Source organism: Frankia canadensis, from assembly GCF_900197875.1.
Classification (GTDB): Bacteria; Actinomycetota; Actinomycetes; order Frankiales; family Frankiaceae; genus Frankia; species Frankia canadensis.
On sequence record NZ_FZMO01000146.1, the window covers coordinates 23,876 to 45,057 of the forward strand.

Annotated in this window: 15 protein-coding genes; 1 reads left to right on the forward strand and 14 read right to left on the reverse strand. The window is 73.7% G+C overall.

Annotation, left to right across the window (positions count from 1 at the left end; translation table 11 throughout):
- Positions 1–145 precede the first annotated feature (145 nt).
- The 9 genes from C1A33_RS13880 to trpC all read right to left on the reverse strand — a co-directional run bounded on the left by C1A33_RS13880 (position 146) and on the right by trpC (position 13,874).
- Positions 146–2,341 carry a phosphoinositide-specific phospholipase C-related protein gene (locus tag C1A33_RS13880; protein ID WP_243407527.1) on the reverse strand — a complete coding sequence of 732 codons (2,196 nt, stop codon included), beginning with the start codon at positions 2,339–2,341 and terminating at the stop codon, positions 146–148.
- A 136-nt stretch (positions 2,342–2,477) separates the two neighbouring features.
- Positions 2,478–3,074, reverse strand: coding sequence for an adenylate kinase (locus tag C1A33_RS13885; RefSeq protein WP_101831932.1), 597 nt, complete (start codon positions 3,072–3,074; stop codon positions 2,478–2,480).
- 178 nt (positions 3,075–3,252) lie between these two features.
- Complete coding sequence (locus C1A33_RS13890; protein WP_101831933.1) at positions 3,253–4,704, reverse strand: glutamate synthase subunit beta; 1,452 nt, start codon at positions 4,702–4,704, stop codon at positions 3,253–3,255.
- Positions 4,697–4,840 (reverse strand): hypothetical protein, encoded by a 144-nt coding sequence (locus tag C1A33_RS34880; protein ID WP_165818378.1) that lies wholly within the window; start codon positions 4,838–4,840, stop codon positions 4,697–4,699. Before C1A33_RS34880 ends, C1A33_RS13890 begins: the two co-directional genes overlap by 8 nt.
- Entirely contained in the window at positions 4,833–9,413 is a 4,581-nt protein-coding gene (gene gltB / locus C1A33_RS13895; RefSeq protein ID WP_101831934.1) for a glutamate synthase large subunit, read from the reverse strand. Before gltB ends, C1A33_RS34880 begins: the two co-directional genes overlap by 8 nt.
- Before the next feature lie 241 nt (positions 9,414–9,654).
- Positions 9,655–10,704, reverse strand: a complete 1,050-nt coding sequence (gene lgt, locus C1A33_RS13900) for a prolipoprotein diacylglyceryl transferase (protein ID WP_101831935.1) — start codon at positions 10,702–10,704, stop codon at positions 9,655–9,657.
- Positions 10,705–10,763: 59 nt separating this feature from the next.
- Positions 10,764–11,591 (reverse strand): tryptophan synthase subunit alpha, encoded by an 828-nt coding sequence (gene trpA, locus C1A33_RS13905; protein ID WP_101831936.1) that lies wholly within the window; start codon positions 11,589–11,591, stop codon positions 10,764–10,766.
- Between the two features lie 51 nt (positions 11,592–11,642).
- Positions 11,643–12,980, reverse strand: a complete 1,338-nt coding sequence (gene trpB, locus C1A33_RS13910) for a tryptophan synthase subunit beta (protein WP_101831937.1) — start codon at positions 12,978–12,980, stop codon at positions 11,643–11,645.
- Positions 12,981–13,070: 90 nt separating this feature from the next.
- On the reverse strand, positions 13,071–13,874 hold the full coding sequence (gene trpC / locus C1A33_RS13915) for an indole-3-glycerol phosphate synthase TrpC (protein WP_101831954.1): 804 nt from the start codon (positions 13,872–13,874) through the stop codon (positions 13,071–13,073).
- A gap of 243 nt (positions 13,875–14,117) precedes the next feature.
- Between trpC and C1A33_RS13920 the strand changes: the two genes are divergently transcribed.
- Positions 14,118–14,453, forward strand: a complete 336-nt coding sequence (locus C1A33_RS13920) for a hypothetical protein (protein ID WP_101831938.1) — start codon at positions 14,118–14,120, stop codon at positions 14,451–14,453.
- On the opposite strand, the gene C1A33_RS13925 is transcribed toward C1A33_RS13920, so the two are convergent.
- The 5 genes from C1A33_RS13925 to C1A33_RS13945 are packed head-to-tail and all read right to left on the reverse strand — an operon-like array spanning position 14,454 to position 21,114.
- Positions 14,454–15,137 (reverse strand): Trp biosynthesis-associated membrane protein, encoded by a 684-nt coding sequence (locus tag C1A33_RS13925; protein WP_101831939.1) that lies wholly within the window; start codon positions 15,135–15,137, stop codon positions 14,454–14,456. It abuts the gene before it with no gap.
- Positions 15,134–16,678 (reverse strand): anthranilate synthase component I, encoded by a 1,545-nt coding sequence (locus C1A33_RS13930; protein ID WP_101831940.1) that lies wholly within the window; start codon positions 16,676–16,678, stop codon positions 15,134–15,136. Before C1A33_RS13930 ends, C1A33_RS13925 begins: the two co-directional genes overlap by 4 nt.
- Complete coding sequence (gene hisI / locus C1A33_RS13935; RefSeq protein ID WP_101831941.1) at positions 16,675–17,076, reverse strand: phosphoribosyl-AMP cyclohydrolase; 402 nt, start codon at positions 17,074–17,076, stop codon at positions 16,675–16,677. The genes C1A33_RS13930 and hisI overlap by 4 nt, the downstream gene beginning before the upstream one ends.
- 4 nt (positions 17,077–17,080) lie before the next feature.
- Positions 17,081–19,090 (reverse strand): ABC transporter ATP-binding protein, encoded by a 2,010-nt coding sequence (locus C1A33_RS13940; RefSeq protein WP_423748072.1) that lies wholly within the window; start codon positions 19,088–19,090, stop codon positions 17,081–17,083.
- A complete protein-coding gene (locus tag C1A33_RS13945; RefSeq protein WP_101831942.1) occupies positions 19,087–21,114 on the reverse strand; it encodes an ABC transporter ATP-binding protein in 2,028 nt (675 codons plus the stop codon). Before C1A33_RS13945 ends, C1A33_RS13940 begins: the two co-directional genes overlap by 4 nt.
- Positions 21,115–21,182: the final 68 nt, after the last annotated feature.

Consider the following 21,182-nt stretch of genomic DNA (forward strand, 5'->3'; position numbering starts at 1 on the left):
GCGCCCGGACGGTGTGGCGTCGCTCAGCTGAGCGACGCGGCGGCGTCCTCGCAGGGTGAACGCACGGTCGGCCGCCCATGCTCCCACCGGGCGATGCCTCTGCGGCGAACATCACGCGGCGCGCTGACGGACGAGGGACGTCGGGTCAGCCGCCGACGGCCGGACCGGTCGACGTCGGGACGCGGTTGAGACGGTCGACGGCGACCTGCGCCGACCCGATCGTCGAGAAGTCGACGGCGACGAACGTGGGTCGCCGCCCCTGGTCCGCCTCGCAGCGCTCGGCGCGCGCCACGATGGTGCCGGCGGCGTTCGACCCGAGCGCGGAGCGCCGGCTCGGCGCGGCGTCGGTGAGCCAGTGGTTCATCAGCAGCAGGCCGGCGCCGGCCGTGCCGCGGTTACGCGGGCAGGCGCGCAGATCCTGCGGGCGCTTCGCGTCGAACGGCGTGTCGGTGGCGTACCGGTAGAACCCGCGCAGGAACGTGCCGGGCAGGTCCTGGCGCTCGGTGAGGACGACGAGCCGCCGCCCCGAATCGATCATGGATCGCAGGGTCGGCCAGCGGCCGTGCGGATCAGCCGGGGGCGTCGCGACCATGTCCGCGAGCCCGGCGGCGGCGACACCGCCGGCGATCTCGCTGGCCGGCACGTCGTCGTCCTGGATGATCAGGGTGACGACCTCGGTGGGGTTGCGGGTCATCCAGTCCCGCACGGCCCCGAGCTCGGCGGTGAGGTCCGTCGCGCCGAGCTGGCACAGGTCGTGGCACAGCCAGACGCCCGGCCGCTGCGAGACGGCGCCCCGGGCCAGCGGCGCGAGCGCGTCGCGGGTCCGCGCCGGCAGGCCAGCCAGGTACGTCTCGACCTGCGCGGCGGGCGTCCAGTGGTGGACGTCGAGCAGCAGCGCCCGCACCCCGAGGTCGAGCTGGTGGGTGATCGTCGGGTCCTGGGACGGGCCGAGGAAGCGGTCCTCGCTGTTCGCCATCGCGTTGTGAGTGGCGAGGTAGGTCACCTGGTCGTAACGCCGGTCGCACAGCACCGGGCTCGACTCGCACAGCTGGCGGGCCTCCGCGGCGGCCCCCGGGAACGCCGTCCAGGTGACGGTGACCATCACCGGGACGGTGAGGGCGAACGCGGTGGCGACCCGGCGGCGCCGGCCCGTCCGGTTCCACCGCGCGGAGATCGCGACCAGCAGCGACAGTCCCCCGGCGGCGAGGCCGACGACCAGCGTCCAGGCCACGACGCGCAGGTAGTCGCCCTCCACCGCGCCGTAGGCGCGCCGGGAGAAGTCGACCAGCACCGCGCTCGCGCCGGGCGGCAGCGGCGAGTGCGGCCCGGCGAGCGGGCGTAGCGGATTGGGCAGACCCAGGCGCAGGCCGACGCCGAGCAGAGCGGCGCCGGCGCCGGCGGCCACCACCGCGGTCGCCGCGGCCCGCACCCGGGACACCCCGCGGTAGCCGGCGAGCACCACGATCCCGGCCAGCGCGCCGGCCATGACCACGCTGAGCAGCACCGTCAGCCAGCCCAGCGTCGCGGCGACGTCGTGCAGTCGGTCGATCGCGCGGATCGCCGGCTGATCGCGCAGGTCCGACAGGCGCACCCCGAGGTCGAGGGTGGACCCGCGCAGCGACGTCCGCAGGCTGGTGGTGGCCCGCTCGTCGCCCTGGAAGAGCTGCGGGCCGACCAGGGCGAGCGCGCCGGCGACGTCCCCGGCCCGCAGCATCGCCCGCAGCTGGGGGCCGACCCGGTCGCGGGTCGCGGGATCGACCCGGTCGAGGATGACGGGCAGGACCCGATCGGTGTCCTGGGCCGTCAGCTCGATGGTGGGCAGCGACCGCGGCGGGCGGCCGGCGGCGATGTCGTCGAGCGTGCTCAGCACACCCTGGGTGAAGTCCTGCACGGAGGCGGCCCGGTAGGTGGAGCCGGATCCGAGCTCCCCGGCGATGTACCGGTTCGCCAGACCCGAGATGTTGCCGAAGATCGGCCGCAGGTCGACGGCCAGCTCGACGTCGCCGGTGCGGGCACGCAGGTAGTCGACGATGCGGGTGATCTGCTCGTCCGTCATCGCCTGCACCGTCGCCGGCGGCAGGACGGTACGCAGGTTCGCGGTGACGAGGCTGGAGTCGATCGGCAGGCCGGCCAGCAGGGTGTCGACCGCCGGGTCGGGCAGCACCTCGGTGTAGAGGCGGTCATAGGCGTGGGCCCGGTCGAGCGACTGGGAGTAGAAGGCCGGGTTGAGCACCGTCCGCGACGCGGTGATGATCACGACCAGCGGCAGCCAGCACAGCACCACCAGGGCCACCAGCCCGACATGCGCGACACGCCGGCCACGGGTGTTTCCGCCCACCACCAGCACGATATCGCGCGGCGGCGCCCGTCCATCACGCCGGGCGGACGGGTACGGCGCCAGTCACACCGGCTGGTCCGGCGCCGCACGGGCCCAGGGCAGGTGCGGATCGGGCAGCGTAGGCCCAGATCAGCGGCGCTCAGCCGCCCAGGCGCAGCTCGGGGTGGGTGACGTCGGCGAGCACCGCCTCGATGCGCTCGGCGACCTCGTCGGGGCTGCCCGCACCGTCGATGGTGCGCAGCAGGCCGGCCTGCTGGTAGTACCGGCGCAGCGGTGCGGTCTCCTCGGCGAAGACCTTCATCCGCCGCCGTGCGGTGTCCTCGGTGTCGTCGAGGCGGTCCTCGAGACGCGCGCGGCGGCGGATGCGGTCGAGCACCTCGTCGATGTCGACGTCGAGGTCGATGACGGCGTCGAGCGGGCCGCAGGTGACGGCGAGCATCCGGTCGAGGGCCTCGGCCTGCGGGAAGGTCCGCGGGAAGCCGTCGAGCAGGAAGCCGACCGCACAGTCGACACTGCCCTCGAGCCGCTCGCCGACGATGTCGAGGACGATCTCGTCGGGGACGAGCTCGCCGGCGCGGACGTACCGCTCGGCGCGGCGGCCCAGCGGCGTGCCGGCGGCGATCTGCCGGTCGAACAGCTGGCCCGTGGAGATCGCCGGGATGCCATGCCGGGCGCTGATACGCGCACCCTGCGTTCCCTTGCCGGAACCGGGGGGACCGAGCAGCACGAGCCTCATGGCACAGGACGGTACCGCCACCGGCGACGCTTCCCACCGCCGATCTCGGTCAATCGGCGCACTTCCCGCGGGGAGCAACACAGATCACAGCACTTTCTCACCTGACGCGCAGGTATGACCACGCAGACGTGTCACCCGCGGCGCCGCCCGCCACCCCCGGCCGGCGGCGCCGTCCAGGTCAGCGGCGGGTCGGGGTGATCGGATCCGGCAGGTCCGTGCTGCCCATCAGGTAGCGGTCCACCGCGGCCGCGGCCGAGCGCCCCTCCGAGATCGCCCAGACGATGAGCGACTGGCCGCGGCCCATGTCGCCGGCGACGAACACGCCGGGCACCGACGTCGACCAGCCGGCGTCGCGCGCCACGTTGCCGCGGGCGTCGAGCTCGACGCCGAGGTCGGCGAGCAGGCCCGGCCGCTCCGGACCGGTGAAGCCCATCGCGAGCAGCACGAGCTCGCAGGGCAGCTCGACGTCGGTTCCCTCGACCTTCTCGAACCGGCCGCCCTCGAAGCGCACCTCGTGCATGCGCAGCGCGCGGACGTTGCCGCCGTCGTCGCCGTCATCGCCGAGGAAGCGCTCGGTGGACACGGCGAACACCCGTTCGCCGCCCTCCTCGTGCGCGCTCGACACCCGGTAGATGATCGGGTACGAGGGCCACGGGTTGGCCGGCGCCCGCAGCTGCGGCGGCCGCGGCATGATCTCCAGCTGGTGCACGGAGGCCGCACCCTGGCGGTGCGAGGTGCCCAGGCAGTCCGCGCCGGTGTCGCCACCTCCGATGATCACGACCCGCTTGCCGGCCGCGGAGATCGGCGAGGCGTCCAGCTCGCCGAGCGCGACCCGGTTCGCCGGGGTGAGGAACTCCATCGCCAGGTGGATGCCGCCGAGCGCGCGCCCGGGCACCGGCAGGTCGCGGCCGACCGTCGACCCACCGGCCAGCACCACCGCGTCGTAGGAGGAGCGCAGCTCGTCCGCGGTGATGTCCACGCCGACATTGCAGGAGGTGACGAACGAGGTGCCCTCGGCCTCCATCTGGGCGAGGCGCCGGTCGAGGACGCTCTTCTCCATCTTGAACTCGGGGATGCCGTAGCGCAGCAGACCGCCGGCCTTGTCGGCCCGTTCATAGACGACGACGTCGTGCCCGGCGCGGGTGAGCTGCTGGGCGGCGGCGAGCCCCGCCGGCCCGGAGCCGACGACCGCGATCCGCCTGCCGGTGCGCACCGACGGCGGCACCGGGACGACCGTCCCGTCGGCGAAGGCCCGGTCGATGATGCTGACCTCGACCTGCTTGATCGTCACCGGGTCGTCCCCGATGCCGAGCACGCAGGCGGCCTCGCACGGCGCCGGGCACAGCCGCCCGGTGAACTCGGGGAAGTTGTTCGTCGCGTGCAGCCGCTCGATCGCGTCGGTCCAGTCACCGCGCCGGGTCAGGTCGTTCCACTCGGGGATGATGTTCCCGAGCGGGCAGCCGTTGTGACAGAACGGGATACCGCAGTCCATGCACCGGGCGGCCTGCGCGCGCAGGTCCTCCTCCGGGAAGGGCTGGTAGACCTCGTTCCAGTCCTGGAGGCGCACGTCGACCGGCCGGCGGGTCGGCAGCTCCCGGCGGTTCTTCAGGAAGCCAGTCGGGTCAGCCATGCCACTCCTCGCGAATACGCGCGGGCCCCTCGGCCCAGGTCCAGGTCAGCTCGTGGTCGCCGGCGAGCGCGGCGGCGCGGATCGGCGCGGCGCTCGCGGCCGGCGCGGCGAGAAGCGCCCACCCGGTCTCAGCCACGGGTCGACGCCATGATCTCCTCGTCGACGACGAGGCCCTGCTCCTCGGCGCGCCGCATCACGGCCAGCACCCGCTTGTAGTCGCGCGGCATCACCTTGCGGAACGCGCCGCGCACGCTCTCCCAGTCGGCGTACAGCCGGGCGGCCGTCGTCGAGCCGGTCTCGCGGCGGTGGCGGACCAGCAGGTCCCGCACGATCGACTCGTCGGCGCCGTCGAGCTCCTCGACGTCCACCATCTCGCCGTTGATCCGCCCCTCGACCGGCTCGTACAGGTACGCCACGCCTCCGCTCATGCCGGCGGCGAAGTTGCGCCCGATCGGCCCGAGCACGAGCACGGTGCCGCCGGTCATGTACTCGCAGCCGTGGTCGCCGACGCCCTCGACGACCGCCGTCGCCCCCGAGTTGCGCACACAGAAGCGCTCCCCGACGATGCCGCGGAAGAACGCCTCCCCCGCCGTCGCCCCGTAGAGCAGGACGTTGCCGGCGACGATGTTCTCCTCGGCGCGCAGCGGCGACTCCTTCGGCGGGAAGACGAAGATCTTGCCGCCGGACAGGCCCTTGCCCGTGTAGTCGTTCGCGTCGCCCTCGAGGGTCAGGGTCATGCCACGGGGCACAAACGCGCCGAAGCTCTGGCCCGCCGACCCGGTGAAGCGCAGCTGGATGGTGTCATCCGGCAGGCCGGCGGCACCGTAGCGCTTCGTCACCTCGTAGCCGAGCATCGTGCCGACGGTGCGGTTGACGTTGCGGATCGGCATCTCCAGCCACACCGGCCGGCCCTCGTCGAGCGCCCCCTCACACAGCTGGATCAGCGAGTTGTCCAGCGCCTTGTCCAGCCCGTGGTCCTGGCTGGAGGTGCTGTGCAGCTCGCCGCCGAAAGGCCGCTCGGGGGTGTGCAGCAGCGGGGTGATGTCGAGCCCGGAGGCCTTCCAGTGCTCCACCGCCGTGCGGGCGTCGAGCAGGTCCACCCGGCCGACGGCCTCCTGCAGGGTGCGGAAGCCCAGTGCCGCGAGGTAGGCACGGACCTCCTCGGCGATGTAGAGGAAGAACGCCTCGACGAACTCGGGCTGGCCGGTGAACCGCTCGCGCAGCACCGGGTTCTGGGTGGCGACGCCGACCGGGCAGGTGTCGAGGTGACAGACGCGCATCATCACGCAGCCGGCGACGACCAGCGGCGCGGTGGCGAAGCCGAACTCCTCGGCGCCGAGCAGCGCGCCGACGATGACGTCCCGACCGGTCTTGAGCTGGCCGTCGACCTGCACGACGATCCGGTCGCGCAGCCCGTTGAGCAGCAGGGTCTGCTGCGTCTCGGCCAGGCCCAGCTCCCAGGGGGCGCCGGCGTGCTTGAGCGAGGTCAGTGGGGACGCGCCGGTGCCGCCGTCGTGCCCGGAGATGAGCACCACGTCGGCGTGCGCCTTCGACACCCCGGCCGCGACCGTGCCGACGCCGACCTCGGCGACGAGCTTGACGTGCACCCGCGCCTTCGGGTTGGCGTTCTTCAGGTCGTGGATGAGCTGGGCGAGGTCCTCGATCGAGTAGATGTCGTGGTGCGGCGGCGGGGAGATCAGGCCCACGCCGGGGGTGGAGTGCCGTGTCCTCGCGATCCACGGGTAGACCTTGTGGCCGGGCAGCTGGCCACCCTCGCCGGGCTTGGCGCCCTGCGCCATCTTGATCTGGATGTCGTCGGCGTTCGTCAGGTAGTCGCTGGTCACGCCGAAGCGGCCGGAGGCGACCTGCTTGACCGCGCTGCGGCGCAGGTCACCGTTGGCGTCGGGGACGAAGCGGCGGGCGTCCTCGCCGCCCTCACCGGTGTTCGACTTGCCGCCGAGCCGGTTCATCGCGATGGCGAGCGTCTCGTGTGCCTCGGCGCTGATCGAGCCGTAGCTCATCGCGCCGGTCGCGAACCGCCTGACGATCTCCGAGACCGGCTCGACCTCGTCGATCGGCACCGGCGGGCGCACGCCCGTGCGCAGCTCGAACAGGCCGCGCAGGGTCGAGTTCTCCCGGGACAGCTCGTCGACCTTGTCGGTGTACTGCTGGAAGACGTCGAACTGGCGGGTGCGGGTGGCGTGCTGGAGCAGGAAGACGGTCTCGGGGTTGAACAGGTGGATCTCGCCCTCGCGCCGCCACTGGTACTCGCCGCCGACCTCCAGGCCGCGGTGCGCGAGCTCGGAGGAGACCCGCGGGTAGGCCCGGCGGTGCCGGGCGGCGACCTCCGCGGCGACGACGTCGAGGCCGACGCCGTCGAGGCGCGACGGGGTGCCGACGAAGTAGCGGTCGACGAACTCCTGGGCGAGGCCGATCGCCTCGAAGACCTGCGCGCCGGTGTAGCTGGCGACCGTGGAGATGCCCATCTTGGACATCACCTTCAGCACGCCCTTGCCGAGCGCCTTGATCAGGTGCTTCTCGGCCTGCTCGGGGGTGACGCCGACGACCTCGCCCTCGGCGATCAGCCCGCCCACCGACTCGAACGCCAGGTAGGGGTTGACCGCCACCGCGCCGTAGCCGGTGAGCAGGGCGATGTGGTGGACCTCGCGGGCGTCGCCGCACTCGACGATGAGCCCGACCTTCGTCCTCGTCCGCTCCCGGATCAGATGGTGGTGCACGGCCGCGGTGAGCAGCAGCGACGGGATCGGCGCCTTGCGCTCGTCGGAGTCACGGTCGGAGAGCACGACGATGCGCGCGCCGTCCGCGATCGCCTCGCTGACCCCGGCACAGATCTCGTCGAGCCGCGCAGCGAGCGCCTCTCCCCCGCCGTCGACGTCGTACAGGCCGCGCACCGTCACCGAGGCGAAGCCGGGCATGTCGCCGTCGTCGTTGATGCCAACGATCTTGGCGAGCTGGCCGCTGCTGATCACCGGGTAGGGCAGGTGCACCATCCGGCACGACGCCGGGCTCGGCGCGAGCAGGTTGCCCTCCGGACCCAGCGTGCGCCCGAGGCTGGTGACCAGCTCCTCCCGGATCGCGTCCAGCGGCGGGTTCGTGACCTGCGCGAACAGTTGGGTGAAGTAGTCGAACAGCAGCCGGGGGCGGGCCGAGAGCACCGCGACGGGCGTGTCGGTGCCCATCGAGCCGATCGGCTCCGCGCCCGTGCGCGCCATCGGCGCGACGAGGACCCGCAGCTCCTCCTCGGTGTAGCCGAACACCTGCTGACGGCGCAGCACCGACGAGTGGCCGTAGATGACCTGCTCGCGGTCGGGCAGGTCATCAAGCGAGATCAGCCCGGCGTGCAGCCACTCCGCGTACGGCGCGGCGTTCGCCAGCTCGGTCTTGACCTCCTCGTCGCTGACGATGCGGCCCTGCGCGGTGTCGACGAGGAACATCCGGCCCGGCTGCAGCCGGCCCTTGCGCACCACCTTGTGCGGCGGGATGTCGAGCACGCCGACCTCGGAGGCCATCACGACCAGGCCGTCGTCGGTCACCCAGTAGCGGGACGGGCGCAGACCGTTGCGGTCGAGGACGGCGCCGATGACCGTGCCGTCGGTGAAGGCGATCGACGCCGGGCCGTCCCACGGCTCCATGAGCGTCGAGTGGAACTGGTAGAAGGCGCGCAGCGCCGGATCCATCTCGGCGTGGTTCTCCCACGCCTCCGGAATCATCATGAGCACCGCGTGCGGCAGGCTGCGCCCGCCCAGGTGCAGCAGCTCCAGCACCTCGTCGAAGCTCGCCGAGTCGCTCGCGCCCTCGGCGCAGATCGGGGACAGCCGGGACAGGTCGCCGGGGATGAGGTCGCTGGCCAGCAGCGCCTCGCGGGCCCGCATCCAGTTCCGGTTGCCGCGAACGGTGTTGATCTCGCCGTTGTGGGCGACGAAGCGGTACGGGTGGGCCAGCGGCCAGCTCGGGAAGGTGTTCGTCGAGAACCGGCTGTGCACCAGCGCGATGGCGCTGGAGAAACGGGGATCGTCGAGGTCCGGGAAGTACGCCGAGAGCTGGTGGGTGGTCAGCATCCCCTTGTAGACCAGGGTGCGCGAGGACAGCGACGCCATGTAGACGCCGGTCTCCCGGCGGATCCGCTTGCGCACGCAGAACGCGCGCCGCTCCAGGCCGGCCACGTCGAACCCACCGTCGCCGCCGTCGGCCGGCGCCTGCGCACCCGCCACACCGTTCGCCTCGGTTCCCGCCAGGCTGCCCGGCAGGGCGAGGAACAGCTGGCGCATCCGCGGCTCCACCTCGCGGGCCGCGTGCCCGACGATGTGACTGACGGTGGGCACCTCGCGCCAGCCGAGCACCCGCAGGCCCTCCTGGCGGACGATGCGGCTGATCGTGCGCACCGCCTCGTCCCGCTCGCCGGCGACCTGCGGCAGGAAGGCGATACCGACCGCGTAACGCCCGGGGGCCGGCAGCGCGAAGTCGACGACGTCGCGCAGGAACAGGTCCGGGACCTGGACGAGGATGCCGGCCCCGTCGCCGGTATCCGGGTCGCTGCCCGACGCGCCGCGATGATCGAGATTGCGCAGGACGGTCAGGCCCTGGTCGACCAGCTCATGGCTGCGACGACCGTGCACGTCGACGACGAAGCCGACACCACAGGCGTCGTGTTCGAAGGTGGGGTCGTAGAGACCTTGCGCACTCGGCATCCGGCGAAGTCCTGTCCGTCTTCAGGGGCTGAAGGAGAGGCGGACGACGCTGTCCGAGGGTGGATCATGGCATGACGACGCTGGCCCAGCGGCTGTATGCCTCCCGTCGAGTGTGCCACGCGTAGCGGCGATACGCCTTGATCATATATGTCCCGGAGATCACAGCCGTATAACGTCACATTTCCCGGCATCCCCCCGAGCGGCCCGGTAATGGCATCGCCGCCGAGACGTCACCCCGCGTTCATCGCGTCCCGGTGCTCGACGCGTTCGCCTCGCTCGACGCATTCGTCTGACGTGGCGCATCCGCCTGGCCTGGCGCGTCAGCCTGGCTCGACGTGCCGTCCGTGGCGTCGTCGGTGGGCGCGCCGTCGTCCGCCGGCGAACCATCCCCCACGGTCTCGCCCTCGCCTGCGCCCGTGGACCCGCTGGACGTGCCGGCGGGGCGGCGGGCGCCCCTGCCCGCGAGGCCGAGCTCCCGCTGCTCCGCCGCGGAGACGTCCTGGTCGACGGGGCTGCGGTTGACCACCAGCGCGACGACCGCCGCGACGCAGACCAGCATCGACGTCCAGACGTTCACCCGCAGGCCGAGCACGTGATCGGCCGTGTCGATGCGCAGCAACTCGATCCACAGCCGGCCGAACGTGTACAGGGCCACGTACAGGGCGAACAGGCGCCCGCGGCCGAGGCGGTGACGCCGGTCCACATAGAACAGGATCCCGGCGACGGCGAGGTTCCAGAGGAATTCGTAGAGAAACGTCGGGTGGTATGTGGCGATGTCGGGATAGACCCGATGGGCCGTGTCGATGTGCAACGCCCAGGGCAGCGTGGTGGGCCGACCGTACAGCTCCTGGTTGAACCAGTTCCCCCAGCGGCCGATGGCCTGGGCCAGGACGATGCCGGGCGCGGCCGCGTCGGCGAACAGGGCGAGGCTGATCCCGAGGCGGCGGGCGGCGATCCACGCGCCGAGGGCGCCGCCGGCGATCGCGCCCCAGATGCCGAGGCCGCCGTTCCAGATCTTCACCACGTCGCCCACGTGCCCGTTGGCGCCGAAGTAGGGGTCCGGCGTGCTGAGGACGTGGTAGATGCGGGCCCCGACGATCCCGAAGGGAACCGCCCAGAAGGCGATCTCGCTGGCGATCTCGGGCTCCAGGCCGCGGGCGCGCAGCCGGCGGCCGGTGACCACGATGGCGACCACGATCCCGATAATGATCATCAGGGCGTAGGCGCGCAGCGGCACCGGCCCGAGATGCACCACACCGCGGGACGGACTGGGGATGGCGGCGACTACCACGGTGGTCAGGCTATCTCGGCGCCTGGGGTCGACGGCGATCGGGACGTGGCGAACGGTTGTCAGGCGGACGCGGGCACGGCCGCGCGCACCCCCGCCGCCAGGTCGGCGGCCAGGGCCCGGATGCCGTCCAGAGCGGCGGCCTCACCGAGGCCGCGGCGTTCGGCGTCCAGCAGCACCCGCACCAGCGCGGAGCCGACGATGACGCCGTCGGCGAATCCCGCGACCTGGGCGGCCTGGGCCGCCGTGCTGACCCCGAGACCCACCGCCACCGGCAGTGTCGTCGCCGCGCGGACCCGCTCGACCAGGCTCGCGGCCTGTTCCCCGACCTCGGCGCGCGCCCCGGTTACGCCCATCAGCGAGGCCGCGTAGACGAACCCGCGGGCGATACCGGCGACCCGCCGGATCCGCTCGTCCGACGAACTCGGGGCCACCAGGAACACCGAGTCCAGGCCGTGCTCGGCGCTGGCGGCGAGCCAGGGGCCCGCCTCCTCGGGCGGCAGATCGGGGGTGATCGTTCCGGCCCCGCCGGCGGCGGCGAGGTCGACGGCGAAGCGGGCCGGGCCGTAGCGGTCGATCGGGTTCCAGTAGGTCATGACGACGGTCGGAGCGCCGGTCGTGGCGACGGCCTCGACGGTGCGCAGCACGTCCCGGGTCGTCACCCCGCCGCGCAGCGCCGCGTCGGCGGCATCCTGGATGACCGGCCCGTCCATCGTCGGGTCGGAGTAGGGCAGGCCGACCTCCACCACGTCGACGCCGGCCTCGACCATCGCCCGCATTGCGGCGATCGCGCCGTCGACCGTGGGATACCCGGCCGGCAGGTAGCCGACCAGCAGCGACCGGCCCTCCTCGCGGGCCGCCGCGAAACACGCGTCCAACCGGCTGTGCATCGTGCGTCCGTTCTCCGTCGGGCCCGCGGGGGCCGGGGTGGATGAGCTCGGTCAGCCGCGCGCGGGCGCGTCCTCGCCGGGGGCGGGCTCGCCACCGGCCTCCGGATCGAGCAGGTCGAACCAGCGAGCGGCGGTGTCGACGTCCTTGTCGCCGCGGCCCGAGCAGTTGACCAGGACCGTCGCCTCCGGGCCGAGCTCGCGGGCCACCCCGAAGGCGCCGGCGAAGGCGTGCGCGCTCTCGATCGCCACGAGGATGCCCTCGGTGCGGGCGACGAGCGCGAGCGCCTCCATGGCGGCGGCGTCGTCGACCACGCGGTAGCTGGCCCGCCCGGTCTCGTGCAGCAGGGAGTGCTCGGGACCGATGCCGGGATAGTCCAGCCCGGCGGAGATCGAGTGGGACACCTGCGTCTGGCCGTCGTCGTCCTGCAGCAGGTAGGTCCGCATGCCGTGCAGGACGCCCGCCGAGCCGCCGGCGATCGCCGCCGCGTGCCGCCCGGTGGCGACGCCGTCCCCGCCCGCCTCGCAGCCGATCAGCGCGACGCCGTCGTCGGGGATGAACGGGTGGAAGATGCCCATCGCGTTGGATCCCCCGCCGACGCAGGCGACGACAGCGTCGGGCAGGCGCCCGATGCGCTCGAGGACCTGAGCGCGGGCCTCCACGCCGATCACGCGCTGGAAGTCGCGCACCATCATCGGGAAGGGATGCGGCCCCATGACCGAGCCGATGCAGTAGTGGGTCCGGTCGACGGTCGCGACCCAGTCGCGCAGCGCCTCGTTGATGGCGTCCTTGAGGGTGCGGCTGCCGGAGGTGACGGGGATGACCTCCGCGCCGAGCAGGCGCATCCGGGCGACGTTGAGCGCCTGCCGACGGGTGTCCTCCTCGCCCATGTAGACGACGCACTCGAGGCCCAGCAGCGCGCAGGCGGTGGCCGTGGCCACCCCGTGCTGGCCGGCGCCGGTCTCTGCGATGACCCGGGACTTGCCCATCCGGCGGGTCAGCAGGCACTGACCGAGCACGTTGTTGATCTTGTGTGAACCGGTGTGCGCCAGGTCCTCGCGCTTGAGCAGGATGCGGGCGCCGCCGATCCGCTCGGTGAGCCGGCGCGCGTCGGTGAGCGGCGTGGGCCGCCCGGCGTAGGTGGCGAGCAGATCGTCGAGCTCGGCGGTGAACGCCTCGTCCGTGCGGGCCCGGTCGTAGGACTCGGTCAGCTCGTCGAGCGCCGCCATGAGCGCCTCGGGCACGAACCGTCCACCGAAGCGCCCGAAATGCCCGGACGCGTCAGGGAACGCCTGCCAGTCCCCCACGCCCGGACGACCGGTGCCGACCTCGGTCGGATCGGACGAGGCCGCGGCGGGAGAGGCTGACGGAGCAGCGGTTCGACTGGACACGGTCCTGACTGTATCGGTCCGGACCGGCGGGACGCCGACGCCGGCACCGGCTGTGGACACCGCACCGGCTGTGGACACCGGCGCCGGGTGTCAGCGTCCGACCCGGGCCGCCGGATGCGCCCCCGCGGCCACCAGGTCCGCGACGGTCTGGCGGGGATCACCGGTCACCGCGGCCTCGCCGACCAGCACCGCGTCCGCCCCGGCCGCCGCGTAGGCGAGCAGGTCGTGCGGCCCGCGTACGCCGGACTCGGCGACCGAGAGCACACCCGCCGGGATCATCGGGGCCAGCCGGGCGAAGGTGCCCCGATCGACCTCCAGGGTGCGCAGGTCGCGTGCGTTCACGCCGATCAGCCGGGCGTCGGCGTCCAGCGCCCGGACCAGCTCGGCCTCGTCGTGGACCTCGACCAGCGCGGTCATCCCCAGCGACTCGATCCGCTCGCGCAGGCCGACCAGCCGGGGCTGGTCGAGCGCGGCGACGATGAGCAGCACGATGTCGGCGCCGTGCGCGCGAGCCTCGAAGACCTGGTAGGGCGAGACGACGAAGTCCTTGCGGAGCAGGGGGACGTCCACCGCCCGCCGCACGGCGTCGAGATCGGCGAGCGAGCCGCCGAACCGGCGGCCCTCCGTCAGCACACTGATCGCCGCGGCGCCACCGGCCTCGTAGTCGAGGGCCAGGGCGGCCGGATCGGCGATGGCCGCGAGGCTGCCCTTGGACGGGGAGCGGCGCTTGACCTCGGCGATCACCGACACCGGGGAGTCACGCAGGACGGCGAGGGCGTCCCTGGGGTCGGGGACGCGCTCCACGCGCTGCTTGAGGTCTGCGAGGGAGGTCTGCTGTTCACGCGCGGCCAGATCGGCGCGCACCCCGTCGAGGATCTCGGCGAGAACGCTCATCGACCCGCGCTCGCGGCTGTCGCGGTCATGCCGCCGATGGTAGGCCAGTGCGCCATGGCGGGCCCGAGGCACCCGCGCCTTGCTACCACCCGCGACCAGCCACCCTCATCCGCGGGACCGGCCGCCACGCCCGGGCGGATCCGCCCGCCGCGCCACTCGCCGCGCCGGCTGGCGCGGCGCGCTGGCCGAACCCGCCCGCGATCCCCTATAGTCGAACACGCGTTCGAGATCGAGGGAGTTCCGATGGACACTCGCCCCACCTCCTTGCCGTCGCTGTCGGGATGTGCGCCGCCCGGCGCCGCCGACGAGCGGGCCGATCCGCTCGAAGGGCTACGCCGCCGCCTGGCCCGGATGGACACACTGATGAGCCTGCTGGAGGCCGACCTGGATCGCCAGCGCGGCGCGCTGGCGGCGCTCGCGGCCGCGCCGGATCTGCCTGGCCTGCCTGTCCTGCCTCCCGCGCCGGCCCCGCGCCCGGCCGGGTCGAACCGACCGGGCGGTGGCCTGCGCCCGGTCTCGTCCGGGCCGGCGAGCCGTAGTGGGGGGCGGGGGGCCGGCCGGCGCGGTGGGCCCCGGTGATCAGGTGGGGTCGTGGCCCCGCTCGATCGCGTCCCAGGCGTCGACCGGCCTGGCATCGCGGGCCTGGTAGCGGCCGGACATCACCGGCCAGCGGCGGCCGCGCGCGGCGGCGAGCGCGCCGGCGGCGGTGAGCAGCACGCCACCGAGCATGGCCAGCCACGGCCCGGCCGTGCGATGGATGTCGGTGATGGACGCCTGGCCGCCGACGGCGAACGGGCGGACCTCGTCGGTGCGCCGCAGGGCCGGCAGCGGATCGAGCCCGATCCGGGCGGTCACGTAGACGACGCCTATCCCCGCGGCGGCGGCGAGCAGGCCGACGACGGTACGCCCGATGCGGCGGGTCGCGACGATCGCGACGACGGCGGCGAGCCCCAGCAGGGCGAGGGCGGTCGCGGCCGAGGCGAGTCGGTTACCGGTCCAGTGGACGGCGAGCGGCGCCGCCACGGCGGAGCCGTCCTGGCCGGAGTGCGGGGCACCGATCCGTGCGGAGACCCAGGTCGCCCCGCCGCAGGCCAGGACCAGGCCCGACCCGAGCAGGCAGCCGAGCACGGCGAGACCCCGCTCCCGCCGCCCCTGCCGGTCGGCCTGCGATCCCTGCCGGTCGGCGGAGGTCGGCGGGCGCCCGGCGGGATCAGCGTGGCGGGTGCCGGTCGGGCTGGTGGGCGGCCGGCCGTCGGGGGTCATGCCGGCGGCCGCAGCGACTCGGCGACCTCGATCGCGCGCAGGACCGCTGCCGCCTTCGTGCGGCTCTCCAGGTCCTCGGTGGCCGGATCGGAGTCGGCGACGATCCCGGCGCCGGCCTGCACGTAGGCCATGCCGTCGCGCAGCACGGCGGTGCGGATCGCGATCGCGGTATCCAGGTCGCCACCGAAGTCCAGATAGCCGACCACGCCGCCGTACACGCCACGGCGGGTCGGCTCCAGCTCGTCGATGACCTCCATCGCGCGGACCTTCGGCGCCCCGGACAGCGTGCCCGCCGGGAACGTCGCGGTCAGCACGTCCACGGCGCTGCGTTCCGGCGCCACCTCACCGATCACCGTGGAGACGATATGCATGATGTGCGAGTACCGCTCGACAGCGGCGAACTCGACGACCCGCACCGAACCGGGCACACAGACCCGCCCGAGATCATTGCGGACCAGGTCGACGAGCATCACGTGCTCGGACCGTTCCTTCGGATCGGCCAGCAGCTGCGCCGCGAGCTCGGCGTCCTGCTCCGGCGTCGTCCCCCGCGGGCGGCTGCCCGCGATGGGATGCAGCAGGGCGCGCCGGCCCGTGACCTTGACGTGCGCCTCCGGCGAGGAGCCGACCACATCGTGGTCGCCGAACCGCAGCAGGTACATGTACGGGCTCGGGTTGGTGGTCCGCAGCACCCGGTAGACGTCCAGCGGATCGGCGGCGGTGGCCCGCTCGAACCGCTGGGAGACCACGATCTGGAAGCACTCCCCGGCCCGGATCTCCTCGATCGCCCGCCCGACGGCGGAGTGGTACTCCCCCGGCGGCGTGGCGGAGACGAACTCCCCGACGCCGGTGACCGCGCCCGTCGTGGTCGCCACCGTCGGCTCGCTCCACTTGGCCAGGTCGCTGGTCATCGCGTCGAGGCGGGCCACCGCGTCGTCGTACAGCGCGTCCAGGTCCGCCGCGCCGGCGACCGCGGTGGCACCGCCGTCGCGGGCCGCCTCGCGGCCGGTGAACGCGTTGGCCACCAGCAGGCAGGAGCCGTCCCGATGGTCGAGGACTGCCAGGTCGGTGGCCAGGAGCATCCGCAGCTCGGGCAGGTGGAGGTCGTCGACGGCGTGCGAGGGCAGCCGCTCGATGCGGCGCACGATGTCGTAGCTCAGGTAGCCGACGAGGCCGCCCATCAGCGGCGGGACGTCGGGGCCGTTCGCCGCGCGCAGGTGGCGTTCCACCGCGCGCAGGATGTCCAGCGGATCGCCGTCGGTCGGCACGCCCGGCGGAGGGGTGCCATCCACCCAGACCGCCTGCCCGTCGCGCTCGGTCAGGGTTGCCGCCGCCCGCACGCCCACGAACGAGTAGCGCGACCACTCGCCGCCGTGCTCGGCGGACTCCAGCAGGAACGTTCCCGGGCCACCGGCAAGCTTGCGGTAGATCCCGACCGGGGTCTCCCCGTCGGCGAGCAGGCGGCGGGTGACGGCGACGACCGGATGGGCCGCAGCGGCGGCGTGGAATCCGGCCCGGTCGGGGACGATGCGCCCGGTTGTCATCGGTCGGTGCCCGCCTGTGCCGTGGCGGGCGGGTTACCCACGCGGGCCGGCAGCGGATCGGCGTCGAAGCAGGTCCGGGTGCCGGTGTGGCAGGCCGGACCGATCTGGTCGACCCGGAGCAGGACGGCGTCGCCGTCGCAGTCGAGCGCTACCGAGCGCACCCACTGCTGGTGGCCGGACGTGTCTCCCTTGACCCAGTACTCGCGGCGGCTGCGGCTCCAGTACGTGGCCCGGCCGGTCGTCAGCGTCCGGTGCAGCGCCTCGTCGTCCATCCACCCGAGCATCAGCACCTCTCCGGTGTCGTGCTGCTGGGTGATGGCCGGGAACAACCCCGCGCCGTCACGGCGCACGCGGGCGGCGATGGCGGGATCCAGAGCGCTGCTGGGACGATCGGTCACGGCTTCATTCTGCTCTCCGCCAGGCCCGCCCCGCCGGCCCGGCCGGGTCGGCGTCCGCGGGCCCGGCCGGTGCCGGGACGGCGAGGCGGTCGGCGCCACCCGCGGCCGACCCGATGCCCGCCGCCCACGACCGGTGCAGGCGCTGGTACACGCCGGGCCGTGCGACGAGGTCGCGGTGGTGACCGCGCTGCGCGATCCGTCCGGCGTCGACGACCACGACCTCGTCGGCGGCCTCGGCCGTGGACAGGCGGTGGGCGATGGTCACCGAGGTGCGGCCGCGGGTCAGCTCGGCGAGCGCGGTGGCGAGGCGCACCTCGGTCTGCGGGTCCACCGCCGAGGTCGCCTCGTCGAGCACCAGCAGATCCGCGTCGGCCAGCCAGGCCCGGGCGAGCGCGACGAGCTGGCGCTCACCCGCCGACAGCCGCGAGCCGCCCTCGCCGACCCGCGTCCGTGCGCCCGCGGGCAGCCCGCTCAGCCAGTCAGCGACACCGAGGGCCTCGAAGGCGGTCATTACGTCCGCGTCGTCGGCCTCCGGACGGCCGTAGCGGACGTTGTCCGCGATCGTCAGGTCGAACAGGAAGCCGTCCTGTGGCACGAGCAGCACCCGCGAGCGCAGCGAGGCGAACCTCACCTCGGGCAGCGGCACACCGCCGACGGAAACGGCGCCGCTGGTCGGGTCCATCAGACGGGTCAGCAGCTTCGCCAGCGTGGTCTTGCCCGAGCCCGTCTCACCGACCACGGCGACCCGGGTCCGCGGCGCGATCTCCAGATCGATGTCGCGCAGCACGGGCGGCCCCTGCGGGTAGGCGAACCCGACGGCGGCGAACCGCACGCCCAGGGCGCCGGCGGGCAGGTCCCGGCCGGCGGGCGCTCCCGGCCGCGCGCCCGCCTCGCCGTCCACGCTCGCCGCGGCGGGCCCGGCGAGGCCGAGCGCCGGGTCTCGCACGTCCGTGGGCAGGTCGAGGACGTCGAGCACCCGCCGCAGGCCGGCGAAGGCGTTCGCGGCGTCGTTGAGCACCTCCGTCATCGACTGGATCGGCATCACGAACAGCGTCATGAGGAACAGGAAGGCGACCAGGCGCCCGGTGCTGATCTCGCCGGCGACGCCCAGCGCGACCCCGGCGGCGACGACCGCGGCCGTCGCGAGCGCGGCGACGAGCTCGCTCAGCGAGAACACGCCGGCCACGAGGCGCTGGGCGGAGGTCTGCGCCGACCGGTAGCGGTCGATGGACCCGTCGATGCGCCGTGCGGTGCGCTCGCCGATGCCGTAGGCACGGACGACCGGCGCGCCCACGACCGCCTCGGCGACCGCGCCGAGCAGGTCCCCGACCCGTTCCCGGACCAGCGCGTAGCGGCGGGCGAGGCGGTGCTGCAGCACCCGGGTCAGCAGGAACATCGGGATGTAGAAGGCCTGCACGAGCAGCGTCAGCGGCCAGGAGTAGACGAGCATCAGCACCGTCGCCAGCAGCATCTGCCCGGTCGATACCAGCAGCATCACGCCACCGAACTGGAGGAACTGCGACATCTGGTCGACGTCGCTGGTCACCCTGCCGGTCAGCGACCCGCGGCGCTGCGCCGACTGGCTGAGCACCGACAGGTCGTGGATGTGGCGGAACGCGCGGATCCGCAGGGTCGCCAGCGTGCCCTCCGACACCCGGTACAGCCGCAGGTTCATCCGGTAGGTCGCGACCGTGGTCAGCACGATCACCCCCGCGGCCGTCCCGACGGCAGCACCGACCAGGCCGAGATCGACCGTGTCGCCCGCCAGGCCGCGGTCGAGGATCTGCTGCACGACCACCGGAATGACGACCTTGCCCACGGTCGCCACCAGGGCCAGCGCCAGCGTGCCCAGCAGGCCGCGGGTCAGCCCCGGCGAGATCGCCCGCAGCCGCCGCAACGTCGACGCCAGCGACGGCGGCCCCACCGAGGGCGGCGGCACCGGTGACGGCTCCGGGGTGGGCCGCGTGGACGGGGCGGACGGGGCGGGCCGCGTGTGCGGGATGGAGGACGTCAAGGCGCTGCCTCCGCGACCCGCTCCTCGGGCCGCGGATCACCCGGCGGGTCCTCATGCGGCCCAGGTGGTGGCCCGGGGGGTGTCTCCGGCGCGAGGTCCGCGCCGGCGGCGCGGGCGGCCTCCTCGTAGGCCGTGAGAAGGGCCGCGTACCGCGGCGAGGAGGCAAGCAGGTCCTCGTGTCGACCACGCCCGATCACCCGGCCGCCATCGAGGTGGATCACCTCGTCCGCGAGCGCGATCGTCGAGCGGCGCTGGGCGACGACGACCACGGTCGAGGTGCCGGCGCTGGCCCGCAGGCCGGCCAGGATTTCGGCTTCCACCCGGGGATCGACGCTGGCCGTCGCGTCGTCCAGCACGAGCAGGCGGGGACTGCGCAGCAGGGCTCGAGCCAGGCAGATCCGCTGCCGCTGGCCGCCCGACAGTGTCGTCCCGCGTTCCCCGACCCGCGTGTCGAGGCCATCGGGCAGGGCGGCGACGAACCCGGCGGCCTGGGCGCGGTGCAGTGCGGCCCAGACCTCCTCATCGGTGACGTCCGCGCCGAGGGTGATGTTCGCCCGGGCAGTGTCGTCGAACAGGAACGCCTGCTGCGGCACGATCGCGACGGCCCGGCTGACCTCGCCGGCCGCGAGCTCCCGCAGGTCCACGCCGTCGAGCAGCACGGCGCCGTGGCCTGGGTCGACGAGCCGGGCGAGCAGGCCCATCAGTGTCGACTTGCCGGCACCGGTGCGGCCGGTCACGGCGACGACGCTGCCCGGTGCCACCTCGAAGCTCACCTCGTCCAGCACGCGCCGCCCGCCGGCGTTACCAGCGCAGGAGGGACCACCACCGGCCGCCGAGGCGCCCTCGGCCGCGAAAGCGTCGCCGGCGGCGGAGTCATCGGCGGCGGAGTCGTCGCCGGCGGCGAGAGCGTCGTCGGACGGGAGGTGGGCGGTCGGGTAGACGTAGCCGACCGTGTCCAGGCGCAGTGCCGCGGGGCCGGTGGTCGACAGGCCACGGGCGCCGTACTGGTCCTCGCCGCGGGCGCGGGTCACGGAGCCCACCCGCTGGGAGCCGACCACCGCACGGGGCAGATCGCCGAACACCCAGCCGAAGGCACGCAGCGGGAAGGCGAGCAGGGTGAACAGGTAGGCGACCCGGACGAGCTGCCCGACGTCCATCGCCCCCGAACGGATCCGCATCGCGCCGACCAGCAGGACAAGCAGGATGCCGAGGTTCGGCAGCGCCTCCGCCAGCGGATCGAAAAGGCCGCGCAGCCGCCCGGCGCTGATCATCGCGTCGCGCAGCCGGGTCGCCTGCTCGGCGAAGCGGACGGTCTCCTCCTCCTCACGACCCAGCGACTTCACGACGAGAGCGCCGTCGAACGACTCGTGCGCCACCGCGCTGACCTTGCCGCGCAGCCGCTGGGCGCTGGCGTACCGCGGCCACACCCGCCGGCCGTACCAGACGTTGAGCGCGCCGAACGCGGGGAACACGACGAACCCGATCAGCGCGAGCACCGGATCGGTGAGCAGCAGCAGGACCAGCGCCGCCCCGAGCATGACGAGGGCTCCGAGGGCGAACGGCAGGGGCATGAGCGGCGACCAGATCGCCTCGACGTCCGCGTTGGCGTTGGACAGCAAGGTTCCGGTGGAGTGGCGCTGGTGCCAGGACAGCGGCAGCCGCAGGTACTGGCGGGTCACGGCATGCCGGTCGTGGGCCTGCAGCCGGAAGACCACCGCTCCGCCGGCGAGGCGGCGCAGGAACATGCCCAGCGCGCGGACGAGTCCGACGAGCGCGAGCGCCCCGGCCGCCACCGCGACGGCCGACCAGTCGGCGTGGCCGTCGCGGACGGCCGGGATCAGCACCCGGTCCGTGGCCTCCCCGAGGACGATGGAGCTGGCCACCCCGGTCAGTGTGAACAGGCTGCCACCGAGAGCGGCGAGGGCGAACATCCGCGGCTCGCCCCGCACGCCCCGCCACAGGCTCGCGAAGCCGAGGGCCAGGACCCCGGGGCCTCGGTCGCCACCCGCCAGCCGCCGACCCATCCGTATCCTCCGTACCAACCCGTGTGCCTGCCGCGCGTCACCGTGCCGGCGCCCGCGGCGTCGGCACC

Coding starts and splice junctions, on each gene's coding strand:
- C1A33_RS13885 (WP_101831932.1), bottom strand. CDS start 3,074: ATGAGGCTCGTGCTGCTCGGTCCCCCCGGTTCCGGCAAGGGAACGCAG.
- C1A33_RS13890 (WP_101831933.1), bottom strand. CDS start 4,704: ATGGCTGACCCGACTGGCTTCCTGAAGAACCGCCGGGAGCTGCCGACC.
- gltB (WP_101831934.1), bottom strand. CDS start 9,413: ATGCCGAGTGCGCAAGGTCTCTACGACCCCACCTTCGAACACGACGCC.
- trpA (WP_101831936.1), bottom strand. CDS start 11,591: ATGCACAGCCGGTTGGACGCGTGTTTCGCGGCGGCCCGCGAGGAGGGC.
- trpC (WP_101831954.1), bottom strand. CDS start 13,874: ATGAGCGTTCTCGCCGAGATCCTCGACGGGGTGCGCGCCGATCTGGCC.
- C1A33_RS13920 (WP_101831938.1), top strand. CDS start 14,118: ATGGACACTCGCCCCACCTCCTTGCCGTCGCTGTCGGGATGTGCGCCG.
- C1A33_RS13925 (WP_101831939.1), bottom strand. CDS start 15,137: ATGACCCCCGACGGCCGGCCGCCCACCAGCCCGACCGGCACCCGCCAC.
- C1A33_RS13930 (WP_101831940.1), bottom strand. CDS start 16,678: ATGACAACCGGGCGCATCGTCCCCGACCGGGCCGGATTCCACGCCGCC.
- C1A33_RS13945 (WP_101831942.1), bottom strand. CDS start 21,114: ATGGGTCGGCGGCTGGCGGGTGGCGACCGAGGCCCCGGGGTCCTGGCC.